The following is a 16319-nucleotide window of genomic DNA, read 5'->3' as shown; positions in this document are numbered from 1 at the left end:
CGAAACGCATAACGAAGGAAAGCGACGGCATGACAGTGACCGAAGGGATGGACTCCGAGAAGAAGGGCACGAAGCATCGGCGCATGCGACGCAATCCGGATCCCATCACGTCCTCGGCCGAATTCGCGCTCGACACCAGACTCACCGAGGAACTGCTCGACCGCCTGCTGTCCAGCGACGACGTCAGCTCCTTCCTCGACACGGAGCACGTCGCGGACGCTCGCCTGGCCGACTACCTGCACAGCCTGCTCGAAAGCCATGGCCTCACCCGCGCCGAGGTGGTGCGCTCCTCCGGACTCAACCCCACCGTCGTCTATGACATCTTCTCCGGCAAAAGCCGCCCCGGCCGCGACCACGCCATCGCCCTGTCCCTCGGCCTCGACTGCGACCTGCGCGAGACCCAGCGGCTGCTGCGCCTCGCCGGCGTCTCCGAACTGTGGTGCAAACAGCGGCGCGACGCCATCATCATCTGGTGCGTCGACCGGGGGTACGATCGGACGTATGTGGATCAGGAACTCGCCCGCTTCGGCGAGCGGGCGCTGCTGCCCCGGGGATGACGGGCGCCCGCCCCTCGCACGGAAGGGAGGGGCGGCATGGACGATACGCAGGTCCTGCATGCGATGACGCTTGACGACGCCTACCACGTCGAAACCACCCTGGCCCGCGGCGCCCGGGGCGTCACCGAACTCGTCACGCTCGGCGACGCCGGCCCTTTCGTCCGCAAAAGGATCCCCCTGCAGCTCGCACGCCGCGACGTGTGGGCGAAGCTCAACGACAGCGCCTGCCCGCGCCTGCCCCACGTCCAGGCCACCTACGAGCTTCCGGACCTGTTCGTCGTCGTGACCGACTATGTGCCGGGCAGGACGCTGGCGCAGGTCCTGGCCGACCGCGGGCGCCTGCCGGAAGGCGAGGCGCTCGCCGTCATCCGGCAGGTGGGCCAAGCCGTGCGCGAGCTGCACCGCCTCGGCATCGTGCACCGCGACATTACGCCGGCCAACGTCATCCTGGCGGACGACGGGGCCCACCTCATCGACCTCGGCATCGCCGGCACGATGAAAAGCCGCCCGGACAAAGGCCGGGACACCGTCGCGCTCGGCACCTTCGGCTTCGCCTCGCCGGAGCAGTATGGCTTCGCCCGCACCGACTTCCGCTCCGACATCTATTCCCTCGGCCGCCTGCTCGGCACCATGCTCACCGGCGCATATCCCGACGACTCCGCCTACGACCGCCTGCTCGCCGACCCGTCCGTCGTGCCGGCGAGGCTGTCCGCCGCCATCGGCCGGGCCTGCGCCTTCGAACCCAGCAGCCGACAGCAGGACGTCGACGCCTTCCTCGCCGACCTGGAGAGGGACGGCGACGGGCCGCAGACACCACAGCAGGGGGCGTCCGGTCCCGCCGCGCTGCGGCGCGTCCGCCGGCGGTGGCGGAACGTTCCCCGCCGCACCATCGTCATCGCCGCCGTCGCGGCGGCCCTCATCGTCATCCTGACGGCGGCGGGCGTCACGGCGGCGGGCGTGCTGGCGCGGCGCGCGGAGCCCGTCGCGGCTGGCTCCGCCACGACGGGAACGGCCGCTCCGACCCCCGCGGACAAGACGCCGTCCTTCGGCGCGGACGCCGGCGCCGGAGACGGGGACGGCAGCGCCGGAGGTTCGGACGAAGCCTCCGCCTCGCCGCTGAAAATCGTGGAGTCCGGCTGGTCCGTGGACGACCAGGGATACGTCCACTACGCGGTCGGCGTGAGGAACACGGGCACGAAGCGCGTGGAGCTGCCCGCCGTGCGCGTCACCGGACGTGCCAAGGACGGCACCGTGCTCTTCACCACGGAGGACGTCTACTCCCTGGTGGACCCCGGCACGGTCATGTACTGCGGCGGCCAGGCGGGGGACGGGAAGCGACCCGCGACGGTGGACTTCGAGGCGGTGCCTCCGCAGCCGTACGCTGTCGACGACGCCGGCGAGCCGTTCCGCGTCACGACACGGAACTTGTCGGCGGTGCCCGGCGACTACGGCGTCACCTTCACCGGGGAGATCGGCGCGACCGGCGCGGACGACGTGATGGGAGGAGGAGAAGCGCTCCGCGTGTTCGTCCTGCTGCGCGACGCCGGCGGCAGACTGCGCTACGCCGAGTCGACCTTCGTCACCAGACCGTCCGACGGCGGCATGGTCGCTTTCTCGATCCCCGCGGACGACCCACCCGACTACGCCACCTACGAGATCCACGCCCAGCCGTGGTGACACCTCCCGCCTTCCGCCACTTCCCGGCCCCCCGGGACCGACATGCGGTCGAACAACTGTTCGACCCATGGGGCACCGTGCGTTATCCTAGGCGGGAGAACCCTGCACAGGCGGACGAACGGAGGCAATGGATGGTACAGCGTTCGGGCGGCAAGGCCGGCGGCGCCAGGCAGAACGGACCCGTGACGGTCGAACGCGTCATGGGAGCCGACACATTCCTGTCGCGCGAGATCGCCAAGGCGCCGCTGCGCACGACCCCGGCCGGCGGCCTGGTCGCCGACATCTCCCGCATCCCCGCCGACCTCAAGGTCACGGTGCAGGGCGCTCGCGAGCACAACCTCAGGAACGTGGACCTGGCCATCCCGCGCAACCGCATGGTCGTGTTCACCGGCCTGTCCGGCTCAGGCAAGTCTTCGCTTGCCTTCGACACGCTGTTCGCCGAGGGCCAGCGCCGCTACGTGGAGTCGCTGTCCGCCTACGCACGCCAGTTCCTCGGGCAGATGGACAAGCCGGACGTCGACTTCATCGAAGGCCTGAGCCCGGCCGTGTCCATCGACCAGAAGACCACGAACCGCAACCCCCGCTCCACGGTCGGCACCATCACCGAGGTGTACGACTACCTGCGCCTGCTGTTCGCCCGCACCGGCGTGCCGCACTGCCCCGAATGCGGCGAGCCGGTCGCCTCGCAGACCCCGCAGCAGATCGTCGACGCGCTCATGGCCTACCCGGAGCGCACCCGCTTCCAGATCCTCGCGCCGGTGGCCAAGGGGCGCAAGGGGGAGTTCGTGGAGCTGCTCGAGACGCTGCGCTCCGACGGCTACGCCCGCGCGCTCATCGATGGGCAGATGCGCCAGCTGTCCGAGGACATCACGCTTGCCAAGCAGAAGAAGCACACCATCGAGGTGGTGGTGGACCGTCTCGTGGTCAAGGACGGCATGCGCCAAAGGCTCACCGACTCCGTGGAGACCGCGCTGCGGCTCGCGAACGGCACCATCGTCGTCGACTTCGTCGACGAACCCGAGGGTGCCCCGGATCGCCGCCGTCCCTTCTCCGAGCATCGCAGCTGCCCGAACGGCCACACTCTGGAACTCGACGAGATCGAACCGCGCACCTTCTCCTTCAACGCGCCCTACGGCGCCTGCCCGGTGTGCACCGGACTCGGCTTCAAGCTGGAGATCGACCCCGAGCTCGTCATCGCCGACCCGGACAAGTCGCTGGCCGAGGGCGTGATCGAGCCGTGGTCGAACACGAAGATGACCAGCCAGTACTACGGGCATGTGCTTGAGGGCCTCGCCGAGGAGATGGGCTTCTCCATGCGCACCCCGTGGAAGGATCTGCCCGAGGAGGTGCGCCATGCGATCCTCTACGGCCGTGACTTCGAGGTGAAGGTCTCGTACCGCAACCGCTGGGGCCGCATGCGCGAGTACTCCACCGGCTTCGAGGGGGTGATCCGCACCCTCATGCGCCGGCACGAGGAGACCGACTCCGAGGCGATGAAGCAGTACTACGAGTCGTATATGCGCGAGGTGCCCTGCCAGGCCTGCCGGGGCCGGCGCCTCAAGCCCGAGGTGCTCGCCGTCACGGTGGATGGCAAGTCCATCTTCGACGTGTGCGACATGCCCGTGAGCCGTGAACTCGACTGGGTCAACGGCCTGCGCCTGGAGGGTGCGGCCGCGCAAATCGCCGGCGAGGTCCTCAAGGAGATCCGCGCCCGGCTCGGCTTCCTCAATGACGTCGGCCTCGACTACCTCACGCTTTCGCGCGCGGCCGCCACCCTCTCCGGCGGCGAGGCGCAGCGCATCCGCCTGGCCACGCAGATCGGCTCCGGCCTGGTCGGCGTCATGTACGTGCTCGACGAGCCGAGCATCGGCCTGCACCAGCGCGACAACGAACGCCTCATCGAAACGCTCCACCACCTGCGCGACCTGGGCAACACGCTGATCGTCGTCGAACATGACGAGGACACGATTCGCCGCGCCGACTGGGTGGTGGACATCGGCCCCGGCGCCGGCGAACACGGCGGCGAGGTCATCTACTCCGGCCCCGCGAAGCATCTGGTGGACGCGAAGCGCTCCGTCACCGGCGACTACCTCGCCGGCCGCCGCGCCATCGAGGTGCCGGAGCATCGCCGCCGCGTCACCACGCGCACGCCCCGCCTCAAGGTGGTGGGCGCGCGCGAGCACAACCTCAAGGACCTCGACGTGAGCTTCCCGCTGGGCGTGATGACCGTCGTTACCGGCGTCTCCGGCTCCGGCAAGTCCACGCTCGTCAACTCGATCCTCTACCCAGTGCTGGCGGACAGACTCAACGGCGCGCGCATCGTGCCCGGCAAGCACCGGCGCGTCGAAGGCGTGGACCAGCTGCGCAAGGTCATCCACGTCGACCAGAACCCAATCGGACGCACCCCGCGCTCCAACCCCGCCACCTACACCGGCGTGTGGGACAAGATCCGCGCGCTCTTCGCCAAAACACCCGAGGCGCAGGTGCGCGGCTACGGGCCCGGCCGCTTTTCGTTCAACGTCAAGGGCGGCCGCTGCGAGGCCTGCCATGGCGACGGCACGCTCAAGATTGAGATGAACTTCCTGCCCGACGTGTACGTGGAATGCGAGACCTGCCACGGCAAGCGCTACAACCGCGAGACGCTCGAGGTCCGGTACAACGGCAAAACCGTCTCCGACGTGCTCGACATGCCCATCGAGGAGGCCGCCCGCTTCTTCAAGGCGTACCCCTCGATCTCCCGCTACCTGGACACGCTTGTGGACGTGGGCCTGGGCTACATCCGCCTCGGGCAGCCCGCCCCCACGCTTTCCGGCGGCGAATCGCAGCGCGTCAAGCTCGCCGCTGAGCTGCAGCGGCGCTCCGACGGCCGCACCGTGTACATCCTCGACGAGCCGACCACCGGCCTGCACTTCGAGGATGTGCGCAAGCTACTCAACGTGCTCCAGGGGCTCGTGGACAAGGGCAACACCGTCATCGTCATCGAGCACAACCTCGACGTCGTCAAGACGGCCGACTGGATCATCGACCTCGGTCCCGAGGGCGGCGACGGCGGCGGCACCATCGTGGCGCAGGGCACGCCCGAGCAGGTCGCCGCCTGCGAGGCGAGCTGGACCGGGCGCTTCCTCAAGCCCATGTTGGGATAAGCGAGGGACGATGACGCAACCGGGCATGATCGAACGCCACAGTCCGCAGGTCTGGAGGAAAACCGCCGACGCGCTGCGCGACGGCGCGGCGGACGGGGGCGCGGACGGGGAAGGCCCCCGCGTCAACCGCAACGGGGCGCCGCTGCTCGGTGACACCCGCGACCTGTTCCGCCCCAAGACCGGCGACATCCCCGCCAGCCCCGGCGTGTACAAATGGCGCGACGGCGAGGGACGCGTCATCTACGTGGGCAAGGCGAAGAACCTGCGCAACCGCCTGACGAACTATTTCCAGCCGCTGTACCTGCTCCACCCGCGCACGCAGGCGATGGTGCTCACGGCCCGCAGCCTCGAATGGACCGTCGTCGCCACCGAACTCGAGTCGTTGACGCTCGAATACACGTGGATCAAGGAGTTCGACCCGCGGTTCAACGTGCAGTTCCGCGACGACAAGACCTACCCCTACCTGGCCGTCTCCGTGGGCGAGGAGGTGCCCCGCGTGTGGGTGACCCGGCACCGCGGCCGCCGCGGCACCCGCTACTTCGGCCCCTACGCCAAGGTGTGGGGCCTGCGCCAGGGGCTCGACAAGCTGCTGAGGACCTTCCCGGTGCGCACCTGCTCCGCCGGCACCTACCGCAAGGCGCGGATGACGGGCCGCCCCTGCCTGTTCGCCTCGATCGGCAAATGCTCCGCGCCCTGCGTGGGACGCATCGACCCCGCCGAGCACCGGCGCATGGTCGAGCGGCTCGTCGGCGTGATGACCGGCCGCCTCGGCAAGTCGTACATCGCGCAGCTCACGCGCGAGATGAAGGAAGCCAGCGCCGACCTCGAGTTCGAGAAGGCCGCGCGCCTGCGCGACGAGATCGCCATGCTCTCCACCGTCGTCCAGCAGAACGCCGTCGTCCTCGACGAATCGGTCGACGCCGACGTGTTCGGCTTCGCCTCCGACGAGCTCGAGGCCTCCGTGCACGCCTTCACCGTGCGCGCCGGCGTGATCCGCGGCGAGCGCAACTGGAGCGTCGAACGCGTCGAGGACGTCTCCGACGCCGACCTCATGGCCGACCTCATCGTCCAGGTGTACGGCGAGGCCGGGGCCAGCGCCGACGGCGAGCCAGCCGAGCCGGTGCGCATCGAGACTACCCGCGACGCCATCGGCGCCACCCAGTCGCTGACCGCCGTGGACGCCACCGCCCGCGCCCAGGCCACGCGCGAACGCAACAACCGCCTCGAGCAGACCGGACGCGCCGACCTGCTCGCGCCCGTGGCGCCCGTGCCGCGCGAGGTCATCGTGCCCACCGAACCCTCCCGCCGCGAGGAGCTCGAACAGTGGCTCGCCGGCCTGCGGGGCGGGGCCGTGAGCATCCGCGTCGCCGCCCGCGGCGACAAACGCCAGCTCATGGACCGCGCCACCGAGAACGCCGACCAGGCGTTGCAACGCGCCAAGATGAGCCGCATCGCCGACATCGGCGCCCGCACCCGCGCGATGAACGAGGTGGCCGAGGCGATCGGCCTGGACGAGGCGCCGCTGCGCATCGAATGCTACGACATCTCGAACACCATCGGCGGCGCCTACCAGGTCGCCTCGATGGTCGTGTTCGAGGACGGCATGGCCAAGAAGTCGGAATACCGCCGCTTCGCGATCCGCGGCAAGGACGGCCACGGCGAGACCGACGACCTGACCGCCCTGTACGAGACGCTGACCCGCCGCTTCCGCCACGGCAACATCGCCGGCGACTCCGGCGACAGCCTCGAGGCGGAGCGCGAGGCCGCCAAGGCGCCGGACGCCCCGGCCGACGCCGAGGGGCTCGTACAGCAGAACACCAACCGCCGCCACTTCGCGTACAAGCCGAACCTCGTCGTCGTCGACGGCGGCCGCCCCCAGGCTAAGGCCGCCGCCCGCGCCCTGGCGGACTGCGGTGTGACCGACGTGGCCGTGTGTGGCCTGGCCAAGCGCCTCGAGGAAGTGTGGCTGCCCGACGATGACTATCCGATCATCCTCTCGCGCCAGTCCGAGGGACTGTACCTGCTGCAGCGCGTGCGCGACGAATCCCACCGCTTCGCCATCGCATACCACCGCCAGACGCGCCGCAAAGGCGCCCTGCGTTCCGCCCTCGACGGCATCCCCGGCATCGGCCCGGCCCGTCAGAAGGAGCTGCTCAAGCACTTCGGCTCAGTCAAGGCGATGCGTTCCGCCAGCGTCGAGGACTTCGAACAGGTCAAGGGCATCGGGCACGCGCACGCCCAGGCCCTCGTCGACGCGCTGCGCCGCACGGACGCCGGCTCCCAGGACGCGGAGGGACGGCGGCAGGCGGTACAGTAGGGAGCGTTCCCGAGCGAAGGAGAAGCCATGCCGACGATCGACCACCGGTGCGCGGTGCTGGGCAAGCCCATCGCGCATTCGCTCTCCCCGGTGCTGCACAACGCCGCCTACCGCGCGCTCGGTCTCGAAGGATGGTCCTACGGCCGTCACGAAGTGGGGGAGGAGGACCTCGCCCCCTTCCTGCGCTCCCTCGACCCCACCTGGGCCGGCCTGAGCCTGACGATGCCGCTGAAGCGGACAATCCAACCCTACGGCGAGCGCTGCGACCGCTGGTCGCGCGAGCTGGGCATCTCCAACACCGCCGTCCTCGACTGGGACGCGTCCGACGCCGCCGAGGGCCTGCCCCGCATCAGGCTGTACAACACCGATGTCGCCGGCATCGCCATGGCCTACGGCGAGGCGACGCGCCACGACGACCCCACGCGCGCCGGCCGTGGAGCCGTCGTCATCGGCAACGGCAACACCGCCACCAGCGCCGTCGCCGCCTGCACCACGATCCCCGGCATCGACCGGATCACCGTCGCCGCGCGCCACCCCGGCCGCAACACCGCCCTCGCCGGCCTCGCCGCGCGTGGCTTCGGCCACGCCGACGCCTACGCCGAGATCGGTCTCGACGACACCGACGCGCTGCTCGCCGCCCTCGGCGACGCCGCCTTCGTCGTCTCCACCATCCCCGGCCACGCCGGCGACGCCGTCGCCGACCGCCTCGCCGGCGCGGACGGGCACACTGCCCGCATCCGGCCCCGGGGACTGCTGCTCGACGTCGTCTACGACCCCCGCCCCACCCGCCTCATGGAGGCCTGGCGCGCGGCCGGAGGCCAGGCCATCGGCGGGGAGACGATGCTGCTCGGCCAGGCCATCCCACAGGTCCTGCTCATGACCGGAGCCTGGGACGGCGAAACGGCCGGCGGCGTCCCCGACGCCGGAACCGGCCCGATGGCGCAGGCCATGCGCGCCGCCCTCGAGGAGGCGCTGTGATGGCCGCGACGAACCCAGAGACCAAGGAGTCCGACATGACACCGTCCGACGTCGCCACGCAAGCCGTCTCCGCCGCGGACCTCGGCACTCCGGAGCCCGCCGACGGCTTCGAGGTCCTGCTCATCACCGGCATGTCCGGAGCGGGCCGTTCCCACGCCGCCGACGCGGTGGAGGACATGGGCTGGTACGTCGTGGACAACATGCCGCCCCGCCTGCTCGTCCCCCTCGTCGACATGATGACCGCGGGCCACGGCGGCGACGACGGCGTGCACCGGCTCGCCGCCGTCATAGACGTGCGCTCCCGCGCCTACTTCGACGACCTGGCGGCCGTGCTCACCCACCTGGACGACCTCGGCGTCCGGACCCGCATCCTGTTCCTCGACGCCTCCGACGATGTGCTCATCAAACGCTACGAATCCGTCCGCCGTCCCCACCCGCTGCAGCACGGCAACAGCCTCATCGACGGCATCCGCGAGGAACGCGCCCTGCTGCGCAACCTCAAGGACCGGGCGGACATGGTCATCGACACCTCGCATCTGAACATCCACCAGCTGTCCACCAAGCTGTACGAGGCGATGCTCGGCGAGGGGCCGACCACCGTCGCCGTGCACATCTTCAGCTTCGGCTTCAAATACGGCGCCCCCAACGACGCCGACTTCGTGGCCGACGTGCGGTTCCTGCCCAACCCGTTCTGGGTGCCCGCCCTGCGCGAGCTGACCGGCCAGGACAAGCCGGTGAGCGACTACGTGCTCGCCTCCGAGGGTGCCACCGAGTTCCTCGACGCCTACGAGAAGGCGCTGCTGACGGCCATCCGCGGCTATGCCAAGGAGGACAAGCATTTCGTGACCATCGCCATCGGCTGCACCGGCGGGCAGCACCGTTCGGTCGCCATGAGCGAGGAGCTCGCGCGGCGCCTGCGCGCCGACGGCCTGGAGGTCACCGTCTCCGCCCGCGAGCTGCCCCACCGGCGCTAGCGGGCGCCCGTTCGCACGGAGCGGGCAGCATGTATGATGGGGCGCGGTGCCGGAGCCACCGGATTTGTCCATGATGTTCGGTATCACGGAACATCGGCGCGAACGCCTGGCAGGGCTCGGAGCAACGTCCGAACCATTGAGAAGAACGGGACAGTAGGAGGTCGGCCTTGGCTCTTCTGGATGACGTCAAAAGCGAACTCACCGCCATCGAGGGTGAGCTTCCCCTTGCCAGGAAGGCCCAGGTCTCGGCCATGATCCGATTCGGCGGCGGCCTGCGCCGGTCGCCCCAGGGCCAGATCGTCATGCAGGTGCAGCTCGACAACGCCGATGCCGCCAAGTGGATGCAGGCGAACATCCGCGAGCTGTTCGGCCATGAGTCCCGCATCCTCACCGCCAGCCACGCTACCCCTAACGGCACCGTGCAGAACTACGTCGTGCTCGTCGAGCGCGGGGCCGGCGCCTTGGCGCTGCAGACCGGCATCCTCGACCGCCGCAAGAAGATGGTGCGCGGCCTGCCCGCCGACGTCGTCAACGGCAACATCGCCCAGGTCAAGGCCGCCTGGAGGGGCGCGTTCCTCGCCCACGGCTCGCTGTCCGACCCGGGCAAGGCCAGCTATCTGGAGGTCATCTGCCCGTGCCCCGAGGCCGCGATGGCGCTTTCCGGCATCGCCCACCGCCTCGGCATCCAGGCCAAGCCGCGCCAGCTGCGCTCCTCGCAGCGCGTGACGCTCAAGGATCCGGACGCCATCGAACGCATGCTCAACCTCATGGGCGCCACGCGCGCCTCGCGCGAATGGACCGGCAAGCGTTCCGACGGCGAGGCCCGCGGCAAGGCGAACCGCCTGGCCAACTTCGACGACGCGAACATGCGCCGTTCCGCCAAGGCCGCCGCCGAGGCCTGCGACAAGGTGCGCCACGCCTTCGAGATCTTCGAGGCCGAGGGCGTGCAGGTGCCCGACAACCTCCGCGCCGCCGGCCAGCTGCGCCTGGAGCATGGCGACGCCAGCCTCGAGGAGCTCGGCCGTCTCGCCGAGCCGCCGATCTCCAAGGACGCGATCGCCGGCCGCATCCGCCGCCTGCTCCAGCTCGCCGAGAAAACCGAGAAGAACCTCGTCAAGTGACCGATCGACGGTTCCGGCGCCCCGGGTGTGGATGCGATCCGCGCCCGGGGCGCCGGCGCATATCGGGCGCGGATGCGCGCCGCGCGCGCAACGCCGCGGGCGCCGCCGATTGTGTTGTATGCTGTGAGTGGCAAAAATCCGCCACTTTCCGCGTGAAGCGGTTATGAAAGGACATCCATGAAGACACTCAAGGATCTCGGGGACCTCAAGGGCAAGCGCGTCCTGGTCCGCGCCGATTTCAACGTCCCGCTGGACGGCACCACCATCACCGACGACGGCCGCATCAAGGCCGCCCTGCCGACCATCAAGGCCCTGCGCGAGCAGGGCGCCAAGGTCATCCTGATGGCCCACCTCGGCCGCCCGAAGGGCAAGGTCGTCCCGGAGCTGTCCCTGGCCCCGGTCGCCGCCCGCCTCGGCGAGCTGCTCGGCGTGGACGTGCCGCTGGCCGCCGACACCTACGGCGAGGACGCCCAGGCCAAGGTCGCCGCGATGCGCGACGGTGACGTGGTGCTCCTGCAGAACGTGCGCTTCAACCCGGAGGAGACCAGCAAGGACGAGGCGGAGCGCGCCGCCTACGCCAAGAAGATCGCCGCCCTCGGCGACGTCTTCGTGTCCGACGGCTTCGGCGTGGTCCACCGCGCCCAGGGCTCCAACTACGACGTGGCCGCCGACCTGCCGGCTGCCGCTGGCCTGCTCGTCGAGAAGGAGGTCACGGCCCTGTCCAAGGCGACCGTGAACCCGGAGCGTCCGCTCACCGTGGTGCTCGGCGGCTCCAAGGTCTCCGACAAGCTCGGCGTCATCGAGAACCTGCTGGGCAAGGCCGACCGCCTCGTCATCGGCGGCGGCATGGTCTTCACCTTCCTCAAGGCCAAGGGCTACGAGGTCGGCACCTCCCTGCTCGAGGAGGACCAGCTCGACAAGGTCAAGGGCTACATCGACACCGCCAAGAAGAACGGCGTGGAGCTCGTGCTGCCGACCGACATCGTCGTCAACCCCGGCTTCCCGGCCGGCGACACCCCGGTCGCCCCGGAGGTCGTCCCCGCCGACGCCATCCCGGCCGACAAGATGGGCCTGGACATCGGCCCGGACTCCCAGAAGCTGTTCCACGACAAGATCGTCGACTCCAAGACCGTCGTGTGGAACGGCCCGATGGGCGTGTTCGAGGTCCCCGAGTTCGCCGCCGGCACCCGCGCCGTGGCGCAGGGCCTCGTCGACGCGACCAAGGCCGGCGCCTTCACCATCGTCGGCGGCGGCGACTCCGCCTCCGCGGTGCGTAACCTCGGCTTCCCGGAGGATGGCTTCTCGCACATCTCCACCGGTGGCGGCGCCTCCCTCGAGTTCCTCGAGGGCAAGGAGCTGCCGGGCCTGAAGGTGCTCGACTGAGCCAGGCCCGCAAGGCCATGATCCAGGAGGCCGCTCCCGCCGACCAGCCGATGGTCCGGGGGAGCGGCCTCCGCCCGGTCCGGGGCATGGGAACGCCCCGGACGGCGACGACATGAGGAGGGAACAGCGATGACCACGGGACGCAAACCGTTGGTGGCCGGCAACTGGAAGATGAACTTCGACCATCTGGAGGCCACGTACTTCGTGCAGAAGCTCGCGTGGACGCTGCGCGACGCCCGCTTCGACTACCGTGACTGCGAGGTCGCGCTCTTCCCCTCCTTCACGTCCATCCGCAGCGTGCAGGTGCTCGTCGAGGCGGACGACCTCAAGATCCGCTACGGTGCGCAGAACGTGTCCGTCACCAACCAGGGCGCCTTCACCGGCGACATCTCCGCCGACATGCTCTCCCGCCTCGGCTGCTCGTACGTGATCGTCGGCCATTCCGAACGCCGCAAATACCATCCCGAGGACGACGCCAACATCGTCGACCAGGTGCGCGCCGTGCTCGCCGCCGACATGACGCCGATCCTGTGCGTGGGGGAGAGCTTCGAGGAGCGCCGCCAGGGCATCGAACTCGACTTCGCCGTCGGCCAGGTGCGCGACGTCACCCGCGACCTCAACGAGGCCGAGGCCGCGCGCCTCATCGTCGCCTACGAGCCCGTGTGGGCCATCGGCACCGGCATGGTCGCCACCGCCGAGGCCGCCCAGGACGCCGCGCAGGCAATCCGAGAGGGGCTCGCCGCCCAGTTCGGCGCGAAGGTCTCGGACGGGGTGCGCATCCTGTACGGCGGCTCCGTCACCTCGCGCAACGCCGGCGAGCTCATCGCGATGTCCGACGTGGACGGCTTCCTCGTCGGCGGCGCCTCGCTCGACGTGGACGAGATGGCCCGCATCTGCCGGCTCGTCGCCGCCAACGGACGTCGCCACCGCTGATTTCCCCACCGTGGGCTATAGTGCCCCATAGTGCCATTGACCGGAGGTAACACCAAGTGACTGCTCTTAAGATCGTGCTGGACGTCATCGTCGTCATCCTCAGCGCCCTGCTCACCCTGCTCATCCTCATGCACAAGGGCAAGGGCGGCGGCCTGTCCGATATGTTCGGCGGCGGCCTCACCCAGAACGCCGGCACCTCCGGCGTCGCCGAGAAGAACCTCAACCGTTGGACCGTCATCATCGCGCTGCTGTGGGTGGCCATCATCATCGCCCTTGGCCTGCTCACGAAGTTCGACCTCATCTGACCCCGTCTGCGCGCACCAGACGGCCGCAATGACCTGCACCGACCCACGGCGCCACCGCGCCGTGGGTCGTTCCGTTCGACGGGAGGAACGGCACCCATGACCGAAGCACACCCGATGATCGCCGGCGCCCCATGCGCCTGGGACGGAAGGACCGCCGCATGAACGGCGCGCCCCGTCTGCTCGTCGCCGACCTCGACGGCACACTGCTGCACGACGCCCCCACCTTCGAGGAACGCTTCATCACCCAGCGCACGATCGACACCATCGAACGGCTCCACGACGCCGGCTTCCGCTTCGCTGTCTCCACCGCACGCCCCGTCTCCACCGGCTACCGCTTCGCCGAGCGGCTGCCTGTGGACGCCGTTGTCTATCTCAACGGCGCGTTGATCGACTTCGCCCCCGGCGAATCCAGCTACGATCTGCTTGTCTCAGGAGCCGCCCAGGCGCAGTGGGGCCATCTCATGCGCGTCGGCTTCTCCTCGCGCCGCGCCTGCGAGGTCTGTCTGTTCCTGCTCGAGGAACTACCCGGACTCGAAGTGGGCATCGTGATGGACGACGTGCGTTACACGAACTTCGACGTCTCCGAACATTGGAAGACCCAGGTGTGGCGGTACACCGACTTCAAGGACGTGCCCGAGGGCACCGCCGACAAGATCATCTGCTTCCCCAAGCCCGACCAGTGGGCCAGGCTACGCGAGCTCGTGCCGCCCGACTTCGCGATGGGCGTGTCCGAAGGCACGATGGCGATGCTCATGAACCCGCTCGCCGACAAACGTCATTCCCTCGAGACGCTGTGCACGCGCATGGAGATCCCGCTGGCGCAGACCGCCAGCTTCGGCGACGACCTCATCGACATCCCGATGCTCGAGACCTCCGGACTCGGCGTCGCCGTGGCCAACGCCAATCCGAAGGTGCTCGCCACCGCCGACGAGGTGTGCCCGGCGAACAACGAGGACGGCGTCGCCCAGTGGATTGAACGGCATCTGCTCCACGCCACGGATTGAGCGCACACCGGGGGTTGCTGATTGAACCGGTGTTGAACTGAATTTGAACCTGCGGAAGCAGTTCTGAAACTTGCACTGAACCAGTATTGAACCCTTGGGGCGGCACAAGGGAGCGGCACAAGGGAAGCACATGCATGTGCCCCTCGTGGCGCGTGGTACACTTTGAACCAGTGTCCGGTCCGTCCGTTGAACCGGCTTGAACCACACCCCGGAAGCCGGGGCAGGGGAGGCACCATGACCGTCACCACATTCGCCGACCGTCTGCGCAACGCAATGATCGACCGCGGCTTGAAACAGATCGACCTCGTGCACGCGGCCGAGAGTGCGGGCGTGAAGATGGGCAAAAGCCATATCAGTCAGTATGTGGCCGGCAAGACGATGCCCCGCGAGGAGGTCCTCGACTTCCTGGCCTCCCAGCTCAAGGTGGACCGCGAATGGCTCAGAGGCGACGACCCGGTGCCCGCGCCCTTCGACACCACGGCTCCGGCCTCGCCCAACGGCAGCGCTGAACCGCACATTGAACCGAACGTTGAACCTCGTGTTGAACCGTGCATTGAACCACACATTGAACCGAACGCCGCGGCGGCACATACGAGCGGCACGGGGGAGGAGCCCTTCCGCCGGGTGCGCACCTTCGGCAAATCCCACAAGCTCGACAACGTGCTCTACGACGTGCGCGGCCCCGTCGCCGACGAGGCGGCGCGCATGGAGGCCGCCGGCACGCATATCCTCAAGCTCAACATCGGCAATCCGGCGCCCTTCGGCTTCCGCACGCCGGACGAGGTGGTGTACGACATGTCCCGCCAGCTGACGGAGACCGAGGGATACTCGCCGTCCAAGGGCCTGTTCTCGGCGCGCAAGGCCATCATGCAGTACGCGCAGCTCAAGGGGCTGCCGAATGTGACGATGAACGACATCTACACCGGCAACGGCGTCAGCGAGCTCATCAACCTGTGCATGTCCGCGCTGCTCGACGACGGCGACGAAGTGCTCGTCCCCAGCCCCGACTACCCGCTGTGGACCGCCTGCGTGAACCTGGCCGGCGGCACGGCCGTGCACTACGTGTGCGACGAGCAGGCCGAATGGTACCCGGACATCGCCGACATCAAGGCGAAGATCACCGACCGCACCAAGGCCATCGTCATCATCAACCCGAACAACCCCACCGGCGCCCTGTACCCGGTCGAGGTGCTGCAGCAGATCGTGGACATCGCCCGCGAGCACCAGCTCATCGTCTTCTCCGACGAAATCTACGACCGCCTGGTGATGGACGGCCTGACGCACACCTCGATCGCCTCGATGGCCCCCGACCTGTTCTGCGTCACGTTCTCCGGCCTGTCCAAATCACATATGATCGCCGGCTGGCGCGTGGGCTGGATGGTGCTGTCCGGCAACAAGCGCCTTGCCCGGGACTACATCGAGGGGCTGAACATGCTGGCCAACATGCGCATGTGCTCCAATGTGCCGGCGCAGTCCATCGTGCAGACCGCGCTCGGTGGCCACCAGTCCGTCAACGACTACATCGTGCCCGGCGGGCGCGTGCGCGAGCAGCGCGACCTGGTGTACGAGATGCTCAACGACATCCCCGGCATCACCGCCGTCAAGCCGAAGGCCGCGTTCTATATCTTCCCGAAGATCGACGTGAAGCGGTTCAATATCCACTCCGATGAGCAGTTCGCGCTCGACCTGCTCCATGAGAAGCACATCCTCATCAGCCACGGCGGCGCGTTCAACTGGCACAAGCCCGACCATTTCCGCGTGGTGTACCTGCCGCGCATGGGCATGCTGCGCGAGACGATCGGCGAGATCGGCGACTTCTTCTCCTCCTACTGGCAGGCCGACTGACCGCCCTTTGGCGCGCGATACGTAAGGAAGCCCCCGGAACCACATGGTTCCGGGGGCTTCCTGATTTCCTATCTGCCGGACC

General features: G+C 68.9%; 12 protein-coding genes. All 12 read left to right on the top strand.

The features are described from left to right. The first annotated feature begins 29 nt into the window (after positions 1-29). The 12 genes from H7U32_RS03145 to H7U32_RS03090 all read left to right on the top strand — a co-directional run bounded on the left by H7U32_RS03145 (position 30) and on the right by H7U32_RS03090 (position 16237). Positions 30-557 carry a helix-turn-helix domain-containing protein gene (locus tag H7U32_RS03145; RefSeq protein ID WP_239457450.1) on the top strand — a complete coding sequence of 176 codons (528 nt, stop codon included), beginning with the start codon at positions 30-32 and terminating at the stop codon, positions 555-557. A gap of 36 nt (positions 558-593) precedes the next feature. Then, complete coding sequence (locus tag H7U32_RS03140; RefSeq protein ID WP_204467983.1) at positions 594-2234, top strand: protein kinase domain-containing protein; 1641 nt, start codon at positions 594-596, stop codon at positions 2232-2234. A 131-nt stretch (positions 2235-2365) separates the two neighbouring features. Then, positions 2366-5377 carry an excinuclease ABC subunit UvrA gene (gene uvrA / locus H7U32_RS03135; RefSeq protein ID WP_204467981.1) on the top strand — a complete coding sequence of 1004 codons (3012 nt, stop codon included), beginning with the start codon at positions 2366-2368 and terminating at the stop codon, positions 5375-5377. Positions 5378-5387: 10 nt separating this feature from the next. Next, positions 5388-7694 (top strand): excinuclease ABC subunit UvrC, encoded by a 2307-nt coding sequence (uvrC, locus tag H7U32_RS03130; RefSeq protein WP_204467979.1) that lies wholly within the window; start codon positions 5388-5390, stop codon positions 7692-7694. Between the two features lie 27 nt (positions 7695-7721). After that, positions 7722-8672: a shikimate dehydrogenase family protein gene (locus H7U32_RS03125; protein WP_204467977.1), complete on the top strand. Its 951-nt coding sequence runs from the start codon at positions 7722-7724 to the stop codon at positions 8670-8672. A 35-nt stretch (positions 8673-8707) separates the two neighbouring features. Then, positions 8708-9646, top strand: coding sequence for an RNase adapter RapZ (rapZ, locus tag H7U32_RS03120; RefSeq protein ID WP_239457466.1), 939 nt, complete (start codon positions 8708-8710; stop codon positions 9644-9646). 167 nt (positions 9647-9813) lie between these two features. Continuing rightward, a complete protein-coding gene (gene whiA, locus H7U32_RS03115; RefSeq protein ID WP_204467974.1) occupies positions 9814-10767 on the top strand; it encodes a DNA-binding protein WhiA in 954 nt (317 codons plus the stop codon). A gap of 177 nt (positions 10768-10944) precedes the next feature. Further along, positions 10945-12150 carry a phosphoglycerate kinase gene (locus tag H7U32_RS03110; RefSeq protein WP_204467972.1) on the top strand — a complete coding sequence of 402 codons (1206 nt, stop codon included), beginning with the start codon at positions 10945-10947 and terminating at the stop codon, positions 12148-12150. Positions 12151-12279: 129 nt separating this feature from the next. Beyond that, a complete protein-coding gene (gene tpiA, locus H7U32_RS03105; RefSeq protein ID WP_204467970.1) occupies positions 12280-13083 on the top strand; it encodes a triose-phosphate isomerase in 804 nt (267 codons plus the stop codon). Between the two features lie 56 nt (positions 13084-13139). Beyond that, positions 13140-13388 (top strand): preprotein translocase subunit SecG, encoded by a 249-nt coding sequence (secG, locus tag H7U32_RS03100; RefSeq protein ID WP_204467968.1) that lies wholly within the window; start codon positions 13140-13142, stop codon positions 13386-13388. A gap of 158 nt (positions 13389-13546) precedes the next feature. Continuing rightward, positions 13547-14392, top strand: a complete 846-nt coding sequence (locus H7U32_RS03095; protein WP_204467966.1) for an HAD family hydrolase — start codon at positions 13547-13549, stop codon at positions 14390-14392. A 234-nt stretch (positions 14393-14626) separates the two neighbouring features. After that, complete coding sequence (locus H7U32_RS03090) at positions 14627-16237, top strand: aminotransferase class I/II-fold pyridoxal phosphate-dependent enzyme (RefSeq protein WP_239457449.1); 1611 nt, start codon at positions 14627-14629, stop codon at positions 16235-16237. Positions 16238-16319: the final 82 nt, after the last annotated feature.

It is taken from the genome of Bifidobacterium pullorum subsp. saeculare (assembly GCF_016899725.1).
In the GTDB taxonomy this organism is placed as follows: Bacteria; Actinomycetota; Actinomycetes; order Actinomycetales; family Bifidobacteriaceae; genus Bifidobacterium; species Bifidobacterium pullorum_C.
Note: the sequence above shows the minus strand (reverse complement) of the source record. Positions and strands in the feature narration are given on the sequence as shown.

Excerpts from the sequence above, each read along its gene's own strand:
- H7U32_RS03145 (WP_239457450.1), top strand. The coding sequence starts at position 30 with ATGACAGTGACCGAAGGGATGGACTCCGAGAAGAAGGGCACGAAGCAT.
- H7U32_RS03140 (WP_204467983.1), top strand. The coding sequence starts at position 594 with ATGGACGATACGCAGGTCCTGCATGCGATGACGCTTGACGACGCCTAC.
- uvrA (WP_204467981.1), top strand. The coding sequence starts at position 2,366 with ATGGTACAGCGTTCGGGCGGCAAGGCCGGCGGCGCCAGGCAGAACGGA.
- uvrC (WP_204467979.1), top strand. The coding sequence starts at position 5,388 with ATGACGCAACCGGGCATGATCGAACGCCACAGTCCGCAGGTCTGGAGG.
- H7U32_RS03125 (WP_204467977.1), top strand. The coding sequence starts at position 7,722 with ATGCCGACGATCGACCACCGGTGCGCGGTGCTGGGCAAGCCCATCGCG.
- rapZ (WP_239457466.1), top strand. The coding sequence starts at position 8,708 with ATGACACCGTCCGACGTCGCCACGCAAGCCGTCTCCGCCGCGGACCTC.
- H7U32_RS03110 (WP_204467972.1), top strand. The coding sequence starts at position 10,945 with ATGAAGACACTCAAGGATCTCGGGGACCTCAAGGGCAAGCGCGTCCTG.
- tpiA (WP_204467970.1), top strand. The coding sequence starts at position 12,280 with ATGACCACGGGACGCAAACCGTTGGTGGCCGGCAACTGGAAGATGAAC.
- H7U32_RS03095 (WP_204467966.1), top strand. The coding sequence starts at position 13,547 with ATGAACGGCGCGCCCCGTCTGCTCGTCGCCGACCTCGACGGCACACTG.
- H7U32_RS03090 (WP_239457449.1), top strand. The coding sequence starts at position 14,627 with ATGACCGTCACCACATTCGCCGACCGTCTGCGCAACGCAATGATCGAC.